A 19394-nucleotide genomic window follows, 5' to 3' on the forward strand; every position below is an offset into this window, starting at 1 on the left:
GTAACATCGTCGGAGTCTGCTACTGATTGGTAACCGGTGTCAACGCCCAGGCAGACCCCGCCGAACCCGACCCCGAGGAGCAGCGCATGTCCCGAGAGCCCCGCCGCGAGCAGCTGCTCAACGCCGCCGACCGGGTCATCCAGCGCGAGGGGCCGGGCGCCAGCATGAACGCCATCGCCGCCGAGGCCGGCATCACCAAGCCGATCCTCTACCGCCACTTCGGCGACCGGAACGGCCTCATCAGCGCCCTGACCGAGCGCCACACCGGCGGACTGCTGGCCGCCGTCCGGGCCGCCCTCGCCGAGCCGCTGGAGCGCCGCGACCGGGTCGAGCACGTACTGGACACCTATCTCGCCGGCATCGAGGCCCGCCCCCAGGTCTACCGGCTGCTCACCCACCCCGAGCCGGGCGACCCGAACGGCGCCGGCAACGCGCTCGCCCCCGCGCTCAAGCAGATCGCCGAGGAGATCACCCGGGCCGTGCAGAGCCAGGTCGACCTCGGCGCCGACCGCGACCTGCTCGCCGAGGCCTGGGGCCGGGGCATCACCGGCATGGTGCTGGCCGCCGGGGACTGGTGGCTGGAGACCAGGCCCTGCTCGCGCACCCGGATGGTGCAGGCGCTGGCGGACCTGCTCTGGGGCCGGCTGGCCGCCGCCGCGGACCTGCCGACCGCCGTCCTGCCGCCCGCGCCCGCCGAACCGCAGGCCCCGGCCCAGGCTTAGGCTTAGGCCGCCAACTGAACTCCCCTTGCGCGTAAGGCCCTTGCCTGTACGAGCCTTGTGTGCACGACCCTTGTGCGGCGGGCGGCAGCACGGGCATCATCGGGCCCCACCCCCACCCCCACCCCCCGCCGTGTGAGGTCCCCGATGCGCCTGCGCCGCACCGCCGTCGCCCTGCTGCTCGCCGCCACCGCCGTCCTCACCGCCGTCCCGGCCTCGGCCCACGGCGGACAACCGGACCGCTTCCCCACCGGCACCGTCACCGCCGCCGACGGCCGCACCGCCCTCACCGACACCGAGGGCCGCCGCCTGCGACTGCGCGGCTTCAACCTCGACAAGTACGCCGAGGCCACCGCCGCCGACCTCGACGCCGTCGCCGCCCAGGGCTTCACCCTGGTGCGGCTGCCGGTCTCCTGGACCAGGCTGGAGCCCGAGCGCGGCCGTCTCGACCCCACCGAGCTGCACCGCCTCCAGCGGCTCCTCGACCGGGCCGACCGGCTGGGCCTGCTGGTCCTGGTCGACTTCCACCAGGACGTCTACGGGCCGAAGTTCGGCGGCGGCACCAACGGCATCCCCGTCTGGGCCACCCGGGACGACGACCTGCCGTTCACCCCGGACCCGGACGACTGGTTCGCCGGCTACTTCCAGCCCGCCGTCCAGGCCGCCTTCCGCCACCTCTACGACGACCCCGACCTGCGCGCCTGGCAGGCCGACTTCTACACCCGGCTCGCCCGCGAACTGCGCGGCCACCGCTCGCTGCTGGGCTACGACCTGTTCAACGAGCCGTTCGGCCCGGTGGACGGCGACCCGAGCGACCCGGCCGTGCTGGCCGCCGCCTCCGCCGCCCTGGAGCAGGGCCGGCTCGCCGACATGTACCGCCGTCTGATCGCCGCCGTGCGCCGCTCCGACTCCCGCGCCTGGCTGTTCGTCGAGCCGACCGTGCTGGTCGGCCAGGGCGTGCCCACCCGGCTGCCCGGCTTCGCCGACCCGCGCCCCGGCGCACCCCGGCTCGGCTACGCCCCGCACTTCTACGACACCGCGGTCGAGGGCGGCGCCGACTGGAACCCCGCCGACGGCTTCGTGGAGCAGTACACCGCCGCGATCACCGGCTACCCGGCCGCCCACCGCCTGCCCGTCCTGGTCGGCGAGTGGGGCCCGCCCAACTCCCGCACCCCGGGCAACTCCGAGCTGGTCCGCCGTCAGGTCGCCGCGATGGACGGCTTCGCCGAGGGCTGGACGATGTGGTACTGGTGCCGGGGCAACGGCGGCTACTGCGCGCTCGACCCGGCCGGACGCCCCGCCCCCGGCGACGAGCCCGCCTTCGGCCCCTACCCGGTGGCCGTCGCGGGCACCGACGTCCGCGCCGACGGCGGAACCGTGCGCTGGCGCGCCGACGGCACCGGGCGCGGCAGCGAACTCCTGCTGCCCCCGGCCGCGTTCCCGCACGGCGCCCGGGTCGCCGTCTCCCCCGCCGACGCCCGGGTCGAGGTCGTGCAGCCGGCGGACGGACGCGCGGGAACCGTACGCATCCGGCTCCCGCACGCCCGCCCGGGCACGACCGTGACGGTCTCGCTCACCGCGCGTTAGGGCCCGTCCCGTCGACCGGCCCGGCCCGGCCCCGGGAACGACCGGCAGGACGGGCCCCGGTCACACCAGCCCCCGACGGACCAGCAGCGGCCCGGTCTCGGGCGCCCGGCCGACCACCGCGCGGAAGGACTCCAGCGGGTCCCGGCTGAACCCCCGCGACAGCAGCTCGCGCCGGAACAGCTCACCGCTCTCCCGCACCGGGCGCCCGTTGCCCTCGAACCACTGCACGGTGTCGGCGTCCAGCACCTCCGACCAGATGTACGCGTAGTACGCCGCGCTGTAGCCGCTGGCGAAGATGTGCTGGAAGTACCCCGTCCGGTAGCGCGGCGGGATCGCGTCCACCGCGATCCCGGCCGCCGCGAGCGCCCGCGCCTCGAACTCCTCGGCGTCCGCGATCCCCTCGCCCTGCGGCACGGTGTGCCACGCCCAGTCCAGCAGGGTGGCCGCCAGGTACTCCACCGTCCGGAAGCCCTGCCCGAAGCCCTCGGCCGCCGTCATCCGCTCGACCAGCTCGGCCGGCAGCGGCTCCCCGGTCGCGTGGTGGCGGGCGTAGTTGGCCAGCACCTCCGGCCGGACCATCCACATCTCGTTGACCTGCGAGGGGAACTCGACGAAGTCCCGGGGCACCGAGGTGCCCCAGAACAGCGGGTAGCGCACGTCCGAGAACAGCCCGTGCAGCGCGTGCCCGAACTCGTGGAACAGCGTGCGCACCTCGTCCCAGTCCATCAGCGCCGGCTCGCCGGGCGCCGGGCGCGGGATGTTGAGGTTGTTCAGCACCACCGGCCGCTGCCCGGTCAGCCGGGACTGGGCGACCAGCTCGGACATCCACGCGCCGCCGCGCTTGGACGCCCGGGCGTGGAAGTCGCCGATGAACAGGCCCAGCGGGCTGCCGTCCTCCTCGAACACCTCGTAGACCCGCGCGTCCGGGTGGTGGGCCGTCAGGTCCGGCCGCTCCGTGAAGGTCACCCCGTACGCCAGGTTCGCGGCGAAGAACACGCCGTCCCGCAGCACCCGCTCCAGCTCGAAGTACGGGCGCAGCACCGCCGCGTCCACCTGGTAGGAGCTCTGCCGGACCTTCTCCGAGTAGTACGCCCAGTCGTGCGCGGCGATCTCCCCGATCCCGTCCGCGGCGGCCTCCCGGGCCAGCTCCCCGGCCTCCCGGCGGGCCATCGCCACGGCCGGGCCGACCAGCCGGGACAGCAGCGCCGAGACCGCCTCGACGGTGCCGGCCGTCTCGTCCGCCACCACGTACGCCGCGTGACTCGGGTACCCCAGCAGCGCGGCCCGCTCGGCGCGCAGCGCGGCCATCCGGATCGCCAGCGGGCCGTTGACCTCGACGCCCCGGCCGAGCGAGGCGGCCAGCAGCCGCTCGCGCACCGAGCGGTCGGTGAGCTGGGCCAGCTCGGCCTGACCGGAGGTGTTCCGCAGGCTCAGCACGTACTTCCCCGGGTGGCCGAGCACCCGGGCGTTCTCCGCGGCACCGGCGATCGCGCCCTCGGAGAGCCCGGCCAGCTCCTCGGCGGAGTCCACGACCAGCGCCGCGGCCCGGGTGTCGGCGTTCACGTTCTGCTGGAACGTGGTGCCGAGTGCGGCGAGTTCGGCGTTCAGCTCGCGCAGCCGGGCCTGCTCGGCCGCGCCCAGCCGGGCGCCCGAGCGCACGAAGGCGGTGTACCGGCGCTCCAGCAGGCGCAGCGACTCCGGGTCCAGGCCGAGCCCGGCGCGCTGCTCGTACAGCGCCTCGATCCGGGCGAACAGCGCGAGGTCCAGGTGGATCGCGTCGTGGTGGGCGGCGAGCAGCGGGCTCAACTTCGCCTCCACCTCGTCCAGCACGTCGGTGGTGTCCGAGGAGGACTGGTTGAGGAACACCGCGTCGACCCGGCGCAGCAGCGTCCCGGAGCGCTCCAGGGCCACCAGGGTGTTCTCGAAGGTCGGCTGGCTCCGGTCGGCGGTGATCGCCGCGATCTCGGCCAGCTGCTCGGCCATCCCCCGCTCGTACGCGGGCAGGTAGTGCTCCTCGCGGATCTCGGTGAACGGCGGGAGCTCGTAGACCAGCGGACTGGCCTGGAAGAACGGGTTCTCGGTCATTTCGCGAACCATACGCCGTGTCCCCCGCCCTGCCCACGGGCTTTCCCACCCGTTGCAGATGCCTGCCTGCCGCCCGTTGTCGTACCCACCCGTTAACGTCGACGCCGCGGACCCGTCGGTCGCGGGCCGCGGCGCGCCCGCCCGCGGGCCCGCGCCCCGTACCCGTCCCCGCACGCCCGACCGCGCGCCGGAGAGGAGCAGCCCCCGTGGCACCCAGGACCGCCCTCGCGCCCGACCCGCACGGCCCCGGCGGCCGGCTCCAGCCGCTGGACGACGCGGGCGCCCCGCTCGGCCCGCCGGAGGCCGTCCGCGACCTCGCCGCCGCCGTCGCCGCCCGGGAGGCCGCCGGGAGCGACGGTCGGCCCGGGACGCGCTGGGTCTGGGCCGCCGCCGACTCCGGGTACGCCCCGCTGCTGCCGCGCCTGCCCGACCGGCTCGCCCGCTGCCACGACCTGCGGCTGGTCGAGGCGCTGCTGCTGGCGCACGAGGGCCGGTTCGGAGCGCCCCGCTCGCTCGGCGCCGCCTGGTCCCGGCTGCGCGGCCTGCCCGTCCCGGAGGACCTGCCCGAGCCCGGCCTGGCCGAGGCGGACGGCGGCCAGGACACCCTGTTCGCTCCCGACCGGCTGCAACTGCCGCCCGGCGCCGACCCGCTGACGGCCGTGGTCGCCGTCCACGCCGAACAGCAGCGCCGGATCGCCGCCATCGCCGACCCGGGCGCCCGGCAGCGGTTCCGGCTGCTGGTCGCCGCCGAGTCGGCGGGCGCCCTGGTGGCCGCCGAGATGGCCCATGACGGGCTGCCCTGGCGGGCCGACGTCCACGACCGGCTGCTGACCGAGCTGCTCGGCCCCCGCCCGACCGTCCCCGGCACCCAGCCCAGGATCCTCGCCGAACTCGCCGTCGACCTCCAGCAGGCCCTCGGCACCAAGCCGTTCAACCCGGACTCGCACACCCAGGTGCTGCGCGCCTTCGCCGAGGCGGGCATCCAGCTGGGCTCCACCCGCTCCTGGGAGCTCAAGGGCATCGACCACCCGGCCGCGCAGCTGCTGGTCCGCTACAAGGAGCTGTCCCGGATCCACGTTGCGCACGGCTGGGCCTGGCAGGACGCCTGGGCCCGCGGCGGCCGGTTCCGGCCCGAGTACGTGGTCGGCGGCGTGGTCTCCGGCCGCTGGGCCAGCCGCGGCGGCGGCGCCCTGCAGATCCCGCGCATCCTGCGCCGCGCCGTGGTCGCCGACCCGGGCTGGCTGCTGGTCGTCGCCGACGCCGCCCAGCTGGAACCGCGGGTGCTCGCCGCGCTCTCCCAGGACACCGGGCTGGCCCGCACCGCCGCCGGCGGCGACCTGTACGAGGCGCTCGCCGCCCACGCCTTCCAGGGCGACCGGGACAAGGCCAAGCTCGGCCTGCTCGGCGCCATGTACGGGCAGACCAGCGGCGACATCGGCCCGCTGCTGAACACCCTGCACCGCCGCTACCCGGCCGCCATGGGCTACGTGGAGGCCGCCGCCCGCACCGGCGAGGACGGCGGCGTGGTCGCCTCCCGGCTCGGCCGGGTCTGCCCGCCGGCCTCCGCCGCCTTCCTCGACCTCACCGAGGCCGAGACCGCGGGCGAGGCCGGCGGCCGCACCGCCCGCGCGCGCGGCCGCTTCACCCGCAACTTCGTCATCCAGGCCAGCGCCGCCGACTGGGCGCTGGCCCTGCTCGCCGCGCTGCGCCGCCGGCTGAACGAACTGCCGGCGGCGAGCCCGGCGGACCGCCCGCACTTGGTGTTCTTCCAGCACGACGAGGTGATGGTGCACACCCCGGCCAACCTCGCCGACGAGGTGGCCGCCGCCGTCGCCGGGGCGGCCGACGAGGCCAGCCGGCTGGTGTTCGGCGACACCCCGGTGCGCTTCCCGCTCAGCACCGCGGTGGTGGACTGCTACGCCGACGCGAAGTAGCCGCTACAGCTTCCGGAAGGAGCGCGCGTCCTCGGCCGCCGCGACCACCTCGGCCAGCCCCGCCCCGGTCGAGGCGGTGACGGCGGCGGCCACCGCGCCCTCCACGAACGGCGCGTCCACCAGCTTCGCGTTCGGGCGCGGCTCGTCCTCCAGCACCGTGACGGCGGTGAGCACCGAGCTGCCGAGATCCGGCAGCACGACCACGCCCGCCCCGGCGTCGGCCCGCTCGATCGCCCCGGCGATCAGGTCGTAGCTGGTGCCCAGCCCGCCGTCCTCGGTGCCGCCCGCGACGACCACCCGCACGCCGTCCGAAGCGAGTTCGCCGAGCAGCTCGCGCAGCCCCTCCGCGAGCCGGGCGCTGTGCGAGACCAGAACAATGCCCACGTTTCCGCTCATGTCCGCGACCCTACGGCCGGATCCCACTGCTCCGGGAGAGTGATCGGAATCCCGCGTGTCGCACCCCGTGCCCGACACCCCCGTCTGGCGTAGCGTCGGGGCAACGGCGTCGACCGCCGTGGCGTCCTCACCAAGGGAGCGAGAGCGTTGAAGAAGCTGATCAACACCCCGGAGAGCGTCCTGGAGGACGCGCTGGCCGGAATCGCCGCCGCCCACCCGGAGCTGACGGTGGACGTCCCCAACCGGGTGATCACCCGGGCCGCCCGCCCGGCCGGGCCCAAGGTCGCGCTGATCTCCGGCGGCGGCTCCGGCCACGAGCCGCTGCACGGTGGCTTCGTCGGCCCCGGCATGCTCGATGCCGCCTGCCCCGGCGAGGTGTTCACCTCGCCCGTCCCGGACCAGATGCTGGCCGCCGCCAAGGCCGTGGAGAGCGGCGCCGGCGTGGTCTTCATCGTGAAGAACTACACCGGCGACGTGATGAACTTCGAGCTCGCCGCCGAGCTGGCCGCCGAGGAGGGCCTGGAGGTCCGCACCGTCCTGGTCAACGACGACGTCGCGGTCGAGGACTCCACCTGGACGGCCGGGCGCCGGGGCACCGGCGCGACCGTGCTGGTCGAGAAGACCACCGGCGCGCTGGCCGAGCGCGGCGCCCCGCTGGACGAGGTGGCCGCCCTGGGCGAGCGGGTCAACGCCGCCTCCCGCTCCTTCGCCGTCGCGCTCACCGCCGCCACCGTCCCGGCTGCCGGCAAGCCCGGCTTCGACCTGCCCGAGGACGAGATCGAGGTCGGCGTGGGCATCCACGGCGAGCCCGGCCGCCGCCGCGAGAAGCTCCGTCCGGCCCGCGAACTGGCCGCCGAGGTGGTCGAGACCATCCTGACCGACCACCACCTGACTCCGGGGGACGAGGTGATCGCCCTGCTCAACGGCCTCGGCGCGACCCCGCTGCTGGAGCTGTACGTGGTCTACGGCGAGGTCGCCGCCAGGCTCGCCGAACGCGGCATCACGGTGGCCCGCAGCCTGGTCGGCAACTACGTCACCAGCCTGGACATGGCGGGCTTCTCGCTCACCCTCACCAAGGCCGACGCCCAGCTGCTGGAACTCTGGGACGCCCCGGTCGACACCCCCGCCCTCAAGCGGGCCTAGGGCGGGTCTTCGCCCGACCCGGCAGGACCCGCAGGACGCCGACCCGACAGGACCCGCAGGACGCGCCCTGATCCGTACCGAAGGAGACCGGATGGACCCCGACACCCCGCAGTTCGACATCCCGCTGGCCGAGGCCTGGATCCGCGCGATCGCCGCCGCCGTCGAGAAGGAGCAGTCCCGGCTCACCGAGCTGGACTCCGCGATCGGCGACGGCGACCACGGCAGCAACCTCCAGCGTGGCTTCGCCGCCGCCCTGACCGCCCTGGACGGCCTCCAGCCGGCCGGGCCCGGCGCCGTCCTCACCAAGACCGGCACCACGCTGATCTCCAAGGTCGGCGGCGCCTCCGGCCCGCTCTACGGCAAGGCCTTCCGCGCCATCGGCGCCGCCCTGCCCGAAGCGGCCGGCCCTGCCGACGTCGCCGAGGCCCTGTCGGCCGGCCTGGACGCCATCCGCCTGCTCGGCAAGGCCGAACCCGGCGACAAGACCATCGTGGACGCCTGGACCCCGGCCGTCGCCGCCTTCCGGACCGCGGCCGCCACCGGTGCCGGCCTCCCCGCGTCGGCGGCCGCGGCCGCCGACGCCGCCGAACAGGGCGCCCGCGACACCGTCCCCCTCCAGGCCCGCAAGGGCCGCGCCTCCTACCTCGGCGAACGCAGCATCGGCCACCAGGACCCGGGCGCCACCTCCACTGCCCTCGTCTTCCGCGCCCTCGCGGACGTCACCGCCGCCTGAGCCTGCCTTTCCCCCGCGCAGTCCCCCCGGGCCCCGTCAGGGGCGCGAGGGGGCGTCCGTCCGCGCGATCAGCAGCAACAGCGCGTCGTCCTGCAGCTCCCCACCCGTGTGCGCCAGCAGGTCCGCGTACACCCGCCCCACCGCCGCCTCCAGCTCCCCCTCCGAGCGCGCGGCTCCCCGCACCAGCGGCCCGACCCGCTCCACCAGCGGGTAGAACTCCCCGCTCGTCCGGTGCCGCGCCTCGATCACCCCGTCCGTGCAGAGCACCAGCACGTCCTGCGCCCCGAACGGCTGCCCCCAGGTGGTCGGCTCCCCCGCCGCCAGCCGGCCGAGCCCCAGCGGCACCCACGGGTCGGGCGCGTGCAGCACGTGCGCCCGCCCCTCGCCGTCCACCCGGATCGGCGGCACGTGCCCGTACTGCAGCAGCTCCATCGTCCCCGGCGTACGGAACTCCGCGAACAGCGCCGTGGTGAACTCCCCGTCCGGCACGTGCCGTTCGACGCTGGCCTCGATCCGCGCCGCGACGCCCCGCAGCCCGGCCTCGTCGTACGCCGCCTCGCGGAACGCGCCCAGCACCACCGCTGCGGTCTGCACCGCCGCCAGTCCCTTGCCCCGGACGTCCCCGACCGCGACCCTGGTGCCGTGCGGCGTCCGCAGCACCGAGTAGAGGTCCCCGCCGATCTGTGAGGCGTCCGCCGCCGACACGTACCGCACGGCGAGCCGCAGCGGCCCGACGGTCGGTCCCGGCAGCTGCAGCAGCGCCCGCTGGGCGGCCTCGGCGACGGAGCTGACGGCCGCGAAGGCCGCCGCGCGCCGCATCCGGATCTTGGCGACCCAGGCCGAGAACAGCGTCAGGACGACGTAGCTGATCATCGCCCCGTACAGGAAGCGGACGTCGCTGATGGTGTCGGCCCGGTCGTAGTGGCTGAGCCCGAACACCGCGAGCAACCCGAGCGAGCAGACCAGGAGCAGCTCGCCGGGTTTCAGGGTCAGCGCCGCGATGGTGGGCACCACGGTCATCAGCGGGGCCAGGTAGCGGTCCTTGCCGGAGAGGAAGTCCGCGAGCGCGACCAGCAGGACGGCGCTCAGCGCCGGGGTGGCGCGCCGCCAGAACGGCACGTCCTGGAGGTCGGCGGCGAGCAGGGCGCCGCGCTGCCGGTCCGGCGGCAGTCCGGCTGCCGTGGGAGTCGAGGGAGACTGGGCGCGGCGGAGCGGAAACACATATCGAACATAAGGGACGATCACGACAAAGGCCCGACCAGCCCTGAGCCCGTGCGACGCGAGACCGCCCACCCCGCCGCCCCCTGAAATACCCTAGAGGGGTATGGTGTCAGAAGAGTCGTTGACAGCGCCGCATCCGGGCGAACGCCCGGGCCGCCAGACCTCCCGGAGGCCTCCGATGTCCAGCACCATCACCTACACCGTGTCCGGCATGAGCTGCGGCCACTGCGAGAAGGCCATCAGCGAGGAGGTCTCCGCCCTGGCCGGGGTCACCGAGGTCACCGCCGACGCCGAGGCCGGTACCGTGACGATCTCCTCCGCCGGCCCGCTGGACGAGGAGCAGGTGCGCGCCGCGGTCGACGAGGCCGGCTACGAGCTGGTCGGCCGCAGCGCCTGAACCACCCGGGGCGGCGGGGCCTGCGCAGCATCCCCCGCCGCCCGCCCGCACCAAGGAGCTGATCCGCATGAGCACGTCCGCCCCGGACCTCGGGGCCCGGGACCGGGTCGAGCTGTCGATCGGCGGGATGACCTGCGCCTCCTGCGCGGCCCGGATCGAGAAGAAGCTCAACCGGATGGACGGCGTCGAGGCCACCGTCAACTTCGCCACCGAGAAGGCCCGGGTCGACTTCGGCCCCGGCACCACGGTGGAGGACCTGATCGCCACCGTCGAGCGCACCGGCTACACCGCCGAGCTCCCCCCGCCCCCGGCGCCCGCCGCCCCCGAACCGGCCGCCGGCGCCCCGGCCCCCGAGCGGCCGGCCGCCGACCCCTTGCGGGACCGGCTGCTGATCAGCACCGTCCTCAGCGTCCCGGTGGTCCTGCTGTCGATGGCCCCTGCCCTCCAGTTCACCAACTGGCAGTGGCTGGCCTTCGCACTCACCGGCCCGGTCGTGGTCTACGGCGGCCTGCCCTTCCACCGCGCCGCCTGGACCAATCTGCGGCACGGCGCCGCCACCATGGACACCCTGGTCTCGCTCGGCACCCTGGCCGCCTTCGGCTGGTCCTGCTGGGCGCTGTTCTGGGGCCACGCCGGCATGCCCGGGATGCACCACGACTTCTCGCTGTCCATCGGCGACACCGACGCCTCCGCCACGCTCTACCTGGAGACCGCCGCCGCCGTCACCGTGTTGATCCTGCTCGGCCGCTACCTGGAGGCCCGCTCCAAGCGCCGGGCCGGCGCCGCGCTGCACGCCCTGCTCGATCTCGGCGCCAAGGACGTCGCCGTCCTCCAGTACGAGGGGGGCGGGCGCGAAGCGTCCTCGGACGAGGGCGACGGCGGGCGACGGGTGGGGCGCGAGGTACGGCTGCCGGTGGACCGGCTGACGGTCGGCACCCACTTCGTGGTCCGCCCCGGCGAGAAGATCGCCACCGACGGCGTGGTGGTGGAGGGCGCCTCGGCGGTGGACGCCTCGATGCTCACCGGCGAGTCCGTCCCGGTCGAGGTCACCGTCGGCGACGCCGTCACCGGCGCCACCGTCAACGCGGGCGGACGCCTGGTGGTCGAGGCCACCCGGGTCGGCGCCGACACCCAGCTCTCCCGGATGGCCAAGCTGGTCGAGGAGGCCCAGAACGGCAAGGCCGCGGCCCAGCGGCTGGCCGACCGGATCTCCGCGGTCTTCGTCCCGGCCGTCATCCTGATCGCCCTGGCCACCCTGGTGGTCTGGCTGCTGGTCACCGACAGCCCCACCGAGGCGTTCACCGCCGCCGTCGCCGTGCTGATCATCGCCTGCCCGTGCGCCCTGGGCCTGGCCACCCCGACCGCGCTCATGGTCGGCACCGGCCGGGGCGCCCAGCTCGGCATCCTGATCAAGGGTCCCGAGGTCCTGGAGACCACCCGCACGGTGGACACCGTCGTCCTCGACAAGACCGGCACCGTCACCACCGGGCGGATGGCCCTGGTCGCCGTGCACACCCCGGAGGGCGTGGACGGGGCCGAGGCCCTGCGCCTGGCCGGCGCCGTCGAGCACGCCTCCGAGCACCCGATCGCCCGGGCGATCGCCGAGGCCGCCGCCGGGGCCGGTGAACTGCCCGCCGTCGCGGACTTCCACAGCGTGCCCGGACGGGGCGTGCAGGGGGTCGTGGCGGGCCGCACGGTGGTCGCCGGGAGCGAGGCCCTGCTGGCCGACCGCGCGCAGCACCTGCCGCCCTCCCTGGCCCGCTTCAAGGCCGCCGCCGAGGCGGCCGGCCGCACCGCGATCGCGGTCGGCTGGGACGGCGAGACCCGGGCCCTGCTGGAGGTCGCCGACGCGGTCAAGCCGACCAGCGCCGAGGCCGTCGGCAGGCTGCGCGCACTGGGCCTGACCCCGGTCCTGCTGACCGGTGACAACCGCGCGGTGGCCGAGGCCGTGGCGGCCGAGGTCGGCATCGCGCCGGAGCACGTGATCGCCGAGGTGCTCCCCGAGGACAAGGTCGCCACCGTCAAGCGGCTGCAGGCCGAGGGCAAGGTCGTGGCGATGGTCGGCGACGGCGTCAACGACGCGGCCGCGCTCGCCCAGGCCGACCTGGGCCTGGCGATGGGCACCGGCACCGACGCCGCCATCGAGGCCGGCGACCTCACCCTGGTCCGCGGCGACCTCCGCTCGGCGGCCGACGCCATCCGGCTCTCCCGACGCACCCTGGGCACCATCAAGGGCAACCTGTTCTGGGCCTTCGGCTACAACGTGGCGGCGGTCCCGCTGGCCGCCGCCGGCCTGCTCAACCCGATGATCGCAGGGGCCGCGATGGCCTTCTCCTCGGTCTTCGTGGTCACCAACAGCCTCCGGCTGCGCCGCTTCCAGCCCGACTGAGCCCGGATGTGGGAGGGCCCCGGACAGGTACCGCGGTACCGGTCCGGGGCCCTCACGCGAACGGGGCGTTCCGGGGCCTCAACGCCCCAGCAGCTCGCCGCCGTTGCAGTGCAGGATCTCGCCGGTGATGAAGCCGGCCTCGGGCGAGGCCAGGAAGTGCACCGCCGCGGCGACCTCGCCGGTCTCGCCGATCCGCCCGAGCAGGGTGCGGGCGGCCCGGCGGGCGACCTCGGCCTCGTCCAGCCGCGGCCCGAAGAACTCGGTGCCCGCGACCGTACCCGGCGCGACGATGTTGGCGGTGATGCCCGAGGTGCCCAACTGGGCGGCCAGGAAGTGGTTCCAGGCGTGCAGCGAGGCCTTCGCCGCACCGTACGAGCCGGCCCCGCGCAGGGCGGCGATGGAGCTGATGGTGACCACCCGGCCGGAGCCCGGGGTGAGCCGGTCGCGGACCGACTCCGTGAGCAGCACCACGGTCAGCACGTTGCGCTCGAAGTCGCCGCGCCAGCGCGCCAGCAGGGCGTGCGGCCCGCCGCCGACCACGGTCTCCCGGCTGCCGGCGTTGTTGACCAGGACGTCGATCCGCTCGGGCAGGTCGGCGAGCGCGGCCTCTACGGCGTCCGGATCGGCGAGGTCGCACACCAGCGGGGTGACGTTCGGCCCGAGGTCGGCCGCGGCCTTCTCCAGGACCTCCCGGCGGCGGCCCACGATCACCACGTGGTCGCCGGCCTCGACGAACCGACGCGCGACTTCGTACCCGATTCCCGTGCCACCGCCGGTGACGACGACGTTCCTGGCCATCTGCCCACTCCCTCCCCAGTCCCGCCGTCGCGCTGCGAATGTGCGCGACGGTCCGTACCGGAATGCCACGATTCCTATCACGCTCGGTTGCCGTGACTGCGGGGAGGGTGACGTCCCGCGCGAGTGAACGTGTGATATGGGCGTGGTACGACGTGCACACAGAGCGTGGCGAGAGGCAGCTCACACCCCCCGGGCGTAACTTCTCGCACCCTGATACGTCTTAGGTTGGTAGTGCGGCAGTTTTTCCGATGGGCGGGGACACGCTGAACGGCAACGTGTTCCCGCGCTTCCACCGGGCTGTCGCCGACGGGGCTCCGGCGGGCCCCGGGAACGGTCGTCGGTCTCGACGGCCATCGCGCACGACGCCGGGGTTCTGGCGGGCCAGGGACGCTTTGAGCGGCCGTCCCCGGTTGCGGCCGGCCCCGGAGTCGTGCGCCGTTCGGTTCCGACCCCGCGCGGGCCCTCGGGCACGCCACCGGGGCGCGAAGGGGCCCGGCCGCTCAAGCAGCGACCGGGCCCCTCTCAGCTTCCGTGCGGGCCGGTGATCGGCTCCGCTCCGGTCAGCGGGCGTCCAGCGGCACGTAGTCGCGGATCGCGGTGCCGGTGTAGATCTGGCGCGGACGGCCGATCCGGCTGGTCGGGTCGTTGATCATCTCGTGCCAGTGGGCGATCCAGCCCGGCAGCCGGCCGAGCGCGAACAGCACGGTGAACATGCTGGTCGGGAAGCCCATGGCGCGGTAGATCAGGCCGGTGTAGAAGTCCACGTTCGGGTACAGCTTGCGCGAGATGAAGAAGTCGTCCTTGAGGGCGTGCTCCTCCAGCTTGAGCGCGATGTCCAGCAGCTCGTCGCTCTTGCCGAGCTGGCCGAGGACCTCGTGCGCGAGCAGCTTCACCTGGGCGGCGCGCGGGTCGAAGGCCTTGTAGACCCGGTGGCCGAAGCCCATCAGCTTGACGCCGGCTTCCTTGTTCTTCACCTTCGTGATGAAGGAGTCGACGTCGCCGCCGTCCTTCTGGATGCTCTCCAGCATCTCCAGCACGGCCTGGTTGGCGCCGCCGTGCAGCGGGCCCCACAGGGCCGAGATGCCGGCCGAGATCGAGGCGAACAGGTTGGCGTGGCTGGAGCCGACCAGGCGCACGGTGGAGGTCGAGCAGTTCTGCTCGTGGTCCGCGTGCAGGATGAGCAGCTTGTCCAGCGCGTTGACGACGACCGGATTGAGCTCGTAGTCCTCGGCGGGGACGGCGAAGGTCATCCGCAGGAGGTTCTCGACGTAGCTCAGGTCGTTGCGCGGGTAGACGAAGGGCTGGCCCATCGCCTTCTTGTACGCGTACGCCGCGATCGTCGGCAGCTTGGCCAGCAGGCGGACGGTCGACAGGTGGCGCTGGGCCGCGTCGAACGGGTTGTGGCTCTCCGGGTAGAACGTGGACAGCGCGCCGACGACCGAGGACAGCATGGCCATCGGGTGGGCGTCCCGCGGGAAGCCCTGGAAGAAGCGCTTGACGTCCTCGTGCAGCAGGGTGTGCTGGGTGATCTCGCGGTTGAACTCCGCCAGCTGGTCCGCGTTCGGCAGCTCGCCGTTGATCAGGAGGTACGCGGTCTCGATGAAGCCGCCCTCGGAGGCGAGCTGCTCGATCGGGTAGCCGCGGTACCGCAGGATGCCGTTGTCACCGTCCACGAAGGTGATCGCGGACTTGTACGCGGCGGTGTTACCGAAGCCGTTGTCCAGGGTGACCAGGCCGGTCTGCGGGAGCAGCTTCGAGATGTCGAAGCCGGAGTTGCCCGCAGTGCTCTCGACGACGGGGTACTCGTACTCGCCGTCCTGGTACCGCAGTACTACCGAGTTGTCGCTCACGTCTTCCTCACCGACGAAATGAATCCTCTTCCAAGGTGCCCTGACTGTCTCTACCATCCCCCATCCGGAGGACAGTCGCGCACCCGGGGTGGCCCGAAAGGGCCCGCCCCTACAAAACCTGCCGCCGCAGCCGGTACGAACCGGACAAGATCGGCACCCACCCTAGGCTCTGCCGTAAATCTCTTCACGTCAAGAGAACATTAGAGGCAACCATCCCGTTGGATAATCATCCAGCTGTCAGCCGATGGTCGAGCGCAGTATGCCTCCGACCTGCACTGACGGCCCGGACGGCCTGCCCGATCGCCCTGCGTGACCCCACCAGCACGACGAGTTTCCGGGCCCTGGTCACAGCGGTGTAGAGCAGGTTCCGCTGGAGCATCGTCCAAGCGGACATGGTGACCGGAATCACCACCACCGGGTACTCGCTGCCCTGCGAGCGGTGGATCGTCACCGCGTACGCGTGGGCCAGCTCGTCCAGTTCGTCGAAGTCGTACGCCACCTCCTCGTCCTCGTCGGTGAGCACCGTCAGCCGCTGGTCGTCCACGCTGAGGGCGGTCACCACTCCCACTGTGCCGTTGAAGACGCCGTTCCGCCCCTTGTCGTAGTTGTTGCGGACCTGGGTGACCTTGTCCCCCACCCGGAACGTGCGGCCGCCGAAGCGGCGTTCGGCCAGCCCCTCCCGGGCCGGCGTCACCGCCGCCTGGAGCAGGGTGTTCAGGTTCCCGGCGCCGGCCGGGCCGCGGTGCATGGGCGCCAGCACCTGCACGTCACGGCGCGGGTCGAAGCCGAACTTCTGCGGGATCCGGCGCGCCACCACGTCCACCATCAGCCCGGCCGCCCGCTCCGCGTCGTCCTCGGCGAACAGGAAGAAGTCCGCCAGCCCCTCCGTCAGCGGCGGCCTGCCCTCGTTGATCCGGTGCGCGTTGGTCACCACGCCGGACTGCTGCGCCTGCCGGAAGATCCTGGTCAGCCGCACCGACGGGATCGGCCCGCCCTCGGCCAGCAGGTCCCGCAGCACCTCCCCGGCACCCACCGAGGGCAGCTGGTCCACGTCCCCCACGAACAGCAGGTGAGCGCCCATCGGCACCGCCTTGACCAGCTTGTTCGCCAGGATCAGGTCCAGCATCGAGGCTTCGTCGACCACCACCAGGTCGGCGTCCAGCGGCCGGTCCCGGTCGTACGCGGCGTCCCCGCCCGGCTTCAGCTCCAGCAACCGGTGCACCGTCGAGGCCTCCACCCCGGTCAGCTCCGCCAGCCGCTTCGCCGCCCGGCCGGTCGGCGCCGCCAGTACCACCTTCGCCCGCTTCGCCAGCGCCAGCGCCACGATCGACTTCACCGTGAACGACTTGCCGCAGCCCGGACCGCCCGTCAGCACCGCGACCTTCTCGGTCAACGCCAGCCGCACCGACTGCTCCTGCTCCGGCGCCAGCTCCGCCCCGGTCCGCTTCGCCAGCCAGTCCAGCGCCACCGGCCAGTCCACGTTCCCGAACCACGGCATCCGGTCCGCGTCCGACCGCAGCAGCCGCACCAGCTGGTTGGCCAGCGAGATCTCCGCCCGGTGGAACGGCACCAGGTACACCGCGGTGACCGGCTCGCCGCCCTCCCCGGGGACCGCCTCGCGCACCACCCCCTCGGCCGCCACCAGCTCCGCCAGGCAGTCGATCACCAGCCCGACGTCCACCTGGAGCAGCTTCACGCCGTCCGCGATCAGCCGCTCCTCCGGCAGGAAGCAGTGCCCCTGGTCGGTGCTCTGCGACAGCGCGTACTGCAGGCCGGCCTTCACCCGCTCCGGACTGTCGTGCGGAATGCCCACCGCCTGGGCGATCCGGTCCGCCGTCAGGAAGCCGATGCCCCACACATCCGAGGCCAGCCGGTACGGCTCGTTCTTCACCACCCCGATCGAGCCGTCGCCGTACTGCTTGTAGATTCGCACAGCCAGCGAGGTGGACACCCCGACCCCCTGCAGGAAGACCATCACCTCCTTGATGGCCTTCTGCTCCTCCCAGGCCGCCGCGATCTTCTTCGTCCGCTTCGGCCCCAGCCCCGGCACCTCGATCAGCCGGCCCGGCTCGTTCTCGATCACCTCCAGGGTGTCCAGCCCGAAGTGCTCCACGATCCGCTCGGCGAACCGCGGCCCGATCCCCTTGATCAGCCCCGAGCCCAGGTACCGCTGGATCCCCTGGACCGTGGCGGGCAGCATCGTGGTGTAGTTCTCCACCGTGAACTGCCGCCCGTACTGCGGGTGCGAGCCCCACCGCCCGTGGAGCCGCAGCGATTCTCCGACCTGCGCCCCGAGCAGCGCGCCCACCACCGTCAGCAGGTCGTTCCCGCCCCGGCCGGTGTCCACCCGGGCCACCGTGTAGCCGGTCTCCTCGTTGGCGTAGGTGATCCGCTCCAGCACGCCCTCGACCTGCGCCAGCTGGCGCGGCACCTGCTGCCCGGACTGCGCCGCCTGCTTGCTCACCGGACCCCCTTCGACCGGTACGGGTGGATCGATTCCGCTACGCACCGTACCGCCCCGCCCCGACAACCCCGCCGTTCCGATCCCGCAGCTCCTGCCGTGCACCGCCCCGGCCGAGGTGCCAGGCTGGGAGGAACCGTGGGGGGCCCGCTGTCGACCGCGCCCGCCCGGGCCCCGTCCTAGGAGCAGTGCCGCCATGCTCAACACCGACTTCCGCCCCGGTTCCCCGAACTGGCTCGACCTGAGCAGCCCCGACACCCGGGCGTCCGTCGACTTCTACACCGCACTGTTCGGCTGGACCTTCGACTCGGCCGGTCCCGAGGCCGGCGGCTACGGCTTCTTCCAGCTCGACGGCCGGACCGTCGCCGCTCTCGGCCCGCTCGCCGACGAGAGCGTCCCTCCCGGCTGGACGCTCTACTTCGCCACCGAGGACGCCGACCGCACCACCGCCCTGGTCGAACAGTCCGGCGGCCGCGTCCGGTTCGCCCCCTTCGACGTCTTCACCGCGGGCCGGATGGCCGGCTACACGGACCCGACCGGCGCCGACTTCGCGGTCTGGCAGCCGCACGGCACCCGGGGCCTGGACCTCGTCACCGAGGAGGGCAGCCTCTGCTGGGCCGAGTGCTACAGCATCGACGCCGAGCGTGCCAAAACCTTCTACCGCGCCGTCTTCGGCTGGCAGGAGCAGGACGTCCCACTCGGCGAGGTGATGTACACCGTCCTCACCCCTGCCGGCGGCGGCACCGACGACGCCCACGGCGGCATCATGCAGCTCGGCCCCGAGCACACCGCGCGCGGCACCAGCTCGCACTGGCTCCCCTACTTCGAGGTCCCCAACACCGACGCCAGCATCGCCATCGCCGGCACCCTCGGCGCGACCGTCCGGATCCCGGCCATGGACGTGCACGGCGTCGGCCGCCTGGCCCAGCTGGCCGACCCGCACGGCGCCGTCTTCGCCGTCATCACCAGTGCCAAACCCGGGGAGTGACGCCGGGTGGGGTCCCGTGGCCCTTCTGAAGGGCTGCGAAGGGGCGCTACGGGCGTAGACAGGGTGTGGTGGCGGTAAGAGCTGCTTCTAGTCTCTGATCATGACTGAAACGGCTGTTCTGACGATCCGGCGGGCCACCGCCGAGGACCTGCCGGCGATCGTGGCCATGCTGGCCGACGACCCGCTGGGCGCCACCCGCGAAAGCCCCGACGACCTCACCCCCTACCGCGCCGCCTTCGCCCGCATCGACGACGACCCGCACCAGCACCTGATCGTCGCCGACCGGGCCGGCCGCACCGTCGGCACCCTGCAACTCACCGTCGTCCCGGGCCTCTCCCGAGCCGGCGCCACCCGCACGATCATCGAGGGCGTCCGCATCCACGCCGACGAACGCGGCAGCGGACTGGGCAGCGAACTGATCCGGTGGGCCGTCGAACGCTCCCGCGAACTCCGCGCCGACCTCGTCCAGCTCACCTCCGACGCGACCCGCACGGACGCCCACCGCTTCTACGAGCGGCTCGGGTTCACGGCCTCGCACGTCGGATTCAAGCTCAAACTCTGACCCTGCTCCGGAAATGCGAAGAACCCCCATCCGGGTCCCGGATGGGGGTTCTTCTGAAGAATTGTTCGGCGGCGTCCTACTCTCCCACAGGGTCCCCCCTGCAGTACCATCGGCGCTGTAAGGCTTAGCTT

15 protein-coding genes are annotated in these 19394 nt (G+C 73.5%); 9 read left to right on the forward strand and 6 right to left on the reverse strand.

Annotated features, from left to right (window positions below; all coding sequences use genetic code 11):
• Positions 1 to 86 precede the first annotated feature (86 nt).
• Together ACIRRH_RS13645 and ACIRRH_RS13650 are read left to right on the forward strand one after the other, a co-directional pair.
• Positions 87 to 722, forward strand: a complete 636-nt coding sequence (locus ACIRRH_RS13645; protein WP_403066227.1) for a TetR family transcriptional regulator — start codon at positions 87 to 89, stop codon at positions 720 to 722.
• A gap of 132 nt (positions 723 to 854) precedes the next feature.
• Positions 855 to 2306: a cellulase family glycosylhydrolase gene (locus ACIRRH_RS13650; RefSeq protein ID WP_403066229.1), complete on the forward strand. Its 1452-nt coding sequence runs from the start codon at positions 855 to 857 to the stop codon at positions 2304 to 2306.
• A gap of 60 nt (positions 2307 to 2366) precedes the next feature.
• On the opposite strand, the gene ACIRRH_RS13655 is transcribed toward ACIRRH_RS13650, so the two are convergent.
• The gene (locus ACIRRH_RS13655) at positions 2367 to 4391 is read right to left on the reverse strand and encodes a M3 family metallopeptidase (protein WP_403066231.1); all 2025 of its coding nucleotides are present in this window, start codon (positions 4389 to 4391) and stop codon (positions 2367 to 2369) included.
• Between the two features lie 206 nt (positions 4392 to 4597).
• On the opposite strand from ACIRRH_RS13655, the gene ACIRRH_RS13660 reads away from it, so the two are divergent.
• Positions 4598 to 6325 (forward strand): bifunctional 3'-5' exonuclease/DNA polymerase, encoded by a 1728-nt coding sequence (locus tag ACIRRH_RS13660; protein WP_403066233.1) that lies wholly within the window; start codon positions 4598 to 4600, stop codon positions 6323 to 6325.
• Positions 6326 to 6328: 3 nt separating this feature from the next.
• On the opposite strand, the gene dhaM is transcribed toward ACIRRH_RS13660, so the two are convergent.
• Positions 6329 to 6721, reverse strand: coding sequence for a dihydroxyacetone kinase phosphoryl donor subunit DhaM (gene dhaM / locus ACIRRH_RS13665; protein ID WP_403066235.1), 393 nt, complete (start codon positions 6719 to 6721; stop codon positions 6329 to 6331).
• 147 nt (positions 6722 to 6868) lie between these two features.
• Here dhaM and dhaK point away from each other — a divergent pair, with 147 nt between their 5' ends.
• On the forward strand, positions 6869 to 7864 hold the full coding sequence (gene dhaK / locus ACIRRH_RS13670) for a dihydroxyacetone kinase subunit DhaK (protein ID WP_403066237.1): 996 nt from the start codon (positions 6869 to 6871) through the stop codon (positions 7862 to 7864).
• A 91-nt stretch (positions 7865 to 7955) separates the two neighbouring features.
• A complete protein-coding gene (dhaL, locus tag ACIRRH_RS13675; protein ID WP_403066238.1) occupies positions 7956 to 8597 on the forward strand; it encodes a dihydroxyacetone kinase subunit DhaL in 642 nt (213 codons plus the stop codon).
• A gap of 36 nt (positions 8598 to 8633) precedes the next feature.
• Here dhaL and ACIRRH_RS13680 read toward each other — a convergent pair whose 3' ends face one another.
• Positions 8634 to 9818 carry a PP2C family protein-serine/threonine phosphatase gene (locus ACIRRH_RS13680; protein WP_403066239.1) on the reverse strand — a complete coding sequence of 395 codons (1185 nt, stop codon included), beginning with the start codon at positions 9816 to 9818 and terminating at the stop codon, positions 8634 to 8636.
• Between the two features lie 178 nt (positions 9819 to 9996).
• On the opposite strand from ACIRRH_RS13680, the gene ACIRRH_RS13685 reads away from it, so the two are divergent.
• Together ACIRRH_RS13685 and ACIRRH_RS13690 are read left to right on the forward strand one after the other, a co-directional pair.
• Positions 9997 to 10215, forward strand: a complete 219-nt coding sequence (locus ACIRRH_RS13685; RefSeq protein WP_403066241.1) for a heavy-metal-associated domain-containing protein — start codon at positions 9997 to 9999, stop codon at positions 10213 to 10215.
• Between the two features lie 67 nt (positions 10216 to 10282).
• The gene (locus tag ACIRRH_RS13690; protein WP_403066243.1) at positions 10283 to 12604 is read left to right on the forward strand and encodes a heavy metal translocating P-type ATPase; all 2322 of its coding nucleotides are present in this window, start codon (positions 10283 to 10285) and stop codon (positions 12602 to 12604) included.
• Between the two features lie 78 nt (positions 12605 to 12682).
• Here ACIRRH_RS13690 and ACIRRH_RS13695 read toward each other — a convergent pair whose 3' ends face one another.
• The 3 genes from ACIRRH_RS13695 to ACIRRH_RS13705 all read right to left on the reverse strand — a co-directional run bounded on the left by ACIRRH_RS13695 (position 12683) and on the right by ACIRRH_RS13705 (position 17716).
• Positions 12683 to 13402, reverse strand: a complete 720-nt coding sequence (locus tag ACIRRH_RS13695) for an SDR family NAD(P)-dependent oxidoreductase (protein ID WP_403066245.1) — start codon at positions 13400 to 13402, stop codon at positions 12683 to 12685.
• Between the two features lie 560 nt (positions 13403 to 13962).
• Complete coding sequence (locus tag ACIRRH_RS13700; RefSeq protein WP_224282239.1) at positions 13963 to 15252, reverse strand: citrate synthase; 1290 nt, start codon at positions 15250 to 15252, stop codon at positions 13963 to 13965.
• A 226-nt stretch (positions 15253 to 15478) separates the two neighbouring features.
• Positions 15479 to 17716 (reverse strand): ATP-dependent RecD-like DNA helicase, encoded by a 2238-nt coding sequence (locus tag ACIRRH_RS13705; RefSeq protein ID WP_403066247.1) that lies wholly within the window; start codon positions 17714 to 17716, stop codon positions 15479 to 15481.
• 193 nt (positions 17717 to 17909) lie between these two features.
• On the opposite strand from ACIRRH_RS13705, the gene ACIRRH_RS13710 reads away from it, so the two are divergent.
• Entirely contained in the window at positions 17910 to 18701 is a 792-nt protein-coding gene (locus ACIRRH_RS13710; protein WP_403066249.1) for a VOC family protein, read from the forward strand.
• Positions 18702 to 18801: 100 nt separating this feature from the next.
• Positions 18802 to 19263, forward strand: a complete 462-nt coding sequence (locus ACIRRH_RS13715) for a GNAT family N-acetyltransferase (protein ID WP_403066251.1) — start codon at positions 18802 to 18804, stop codon at positions 19261 to 19263.
• The last annotated feature ends 131 nt before the right edge of the window (positions 19264 to 19394 follow it).

The sequence above is a fragment of the Kitasatospora sp. NPDC101235 genome, from assembly GCF_044767505.1.
Classification (GTDB): Bacteria; Actinomycetota; Actinomycetes; order Streptomycetales; family Streptomycetaceae; genus Kitasatospora.

Bases quoted from the DNA above. Each gene is read 5' to 3' on its own strand.
- ACIRRH_RS13645 (WP_403066227.1), top strand. From the start codon at position 87: ATGTCCCGAGAGCCCCGCCGCGAGCAGCTGCTCAACGCCGCCGACCGG.
- ACIRRH_RS13685 (WP_403066241.1), top strand. From the start codon at position 9,997: ATGTCCAGCACCATCACCTACACCGTGTCCGGCATGAGCTGCGGCCAC.
- ACIRRH_RS13695 (WP_403066245.1), bottom strand. From the start codon at position 13,402: ATGGCCAGGAACGTCGTCGTCACCGGCGGTGGCACGGGAATCGGGTAC.
- ACIRRH_RS13690 (WP_403066243.1), top strand. From the start codon at position 10,283: ATGAGCACGTCCGCCCCGGACCTCGGGGCCCGGGACCGGGTCGAGCTG.
- dhaM (WP_403066235.1), bottom strand. From the start codon at position 6,721: ATGAGCGGAAACGTGGGCATTGTTCTGGTCTCGCACAGCGCCCGGCTC.
- ACIRRH_RS13655 (WP_403066231.1), bottom strand. From the start codon at position 4,391: ATGACCGAGAACCCGTTCTTCCAGGCCAGTCCGCTGGTCTACGAGCTC.
- ACIRRH_RS13715 (WP_403066251.1), top strand. From the start codon at position 18,802: ATGACTGAAACGGCTGTTCTGACGATCCGGCGGGCCACCGCCGAGGAC.
- dhaL (WP_403066238.1), top strand. From the start codon at position 7,956: ATGGACCCCGACACCCCGCAGTTCGACATCCCGCTGGCCGAGGCCTGG.
- ACIRRH_RS13710 (WP_403066249.1), top strand. From the start codon at position 17,910: ATGCTCAACACCGACTTCCGCCCCGGTTCCCCGAACTGGCTCGACCTG.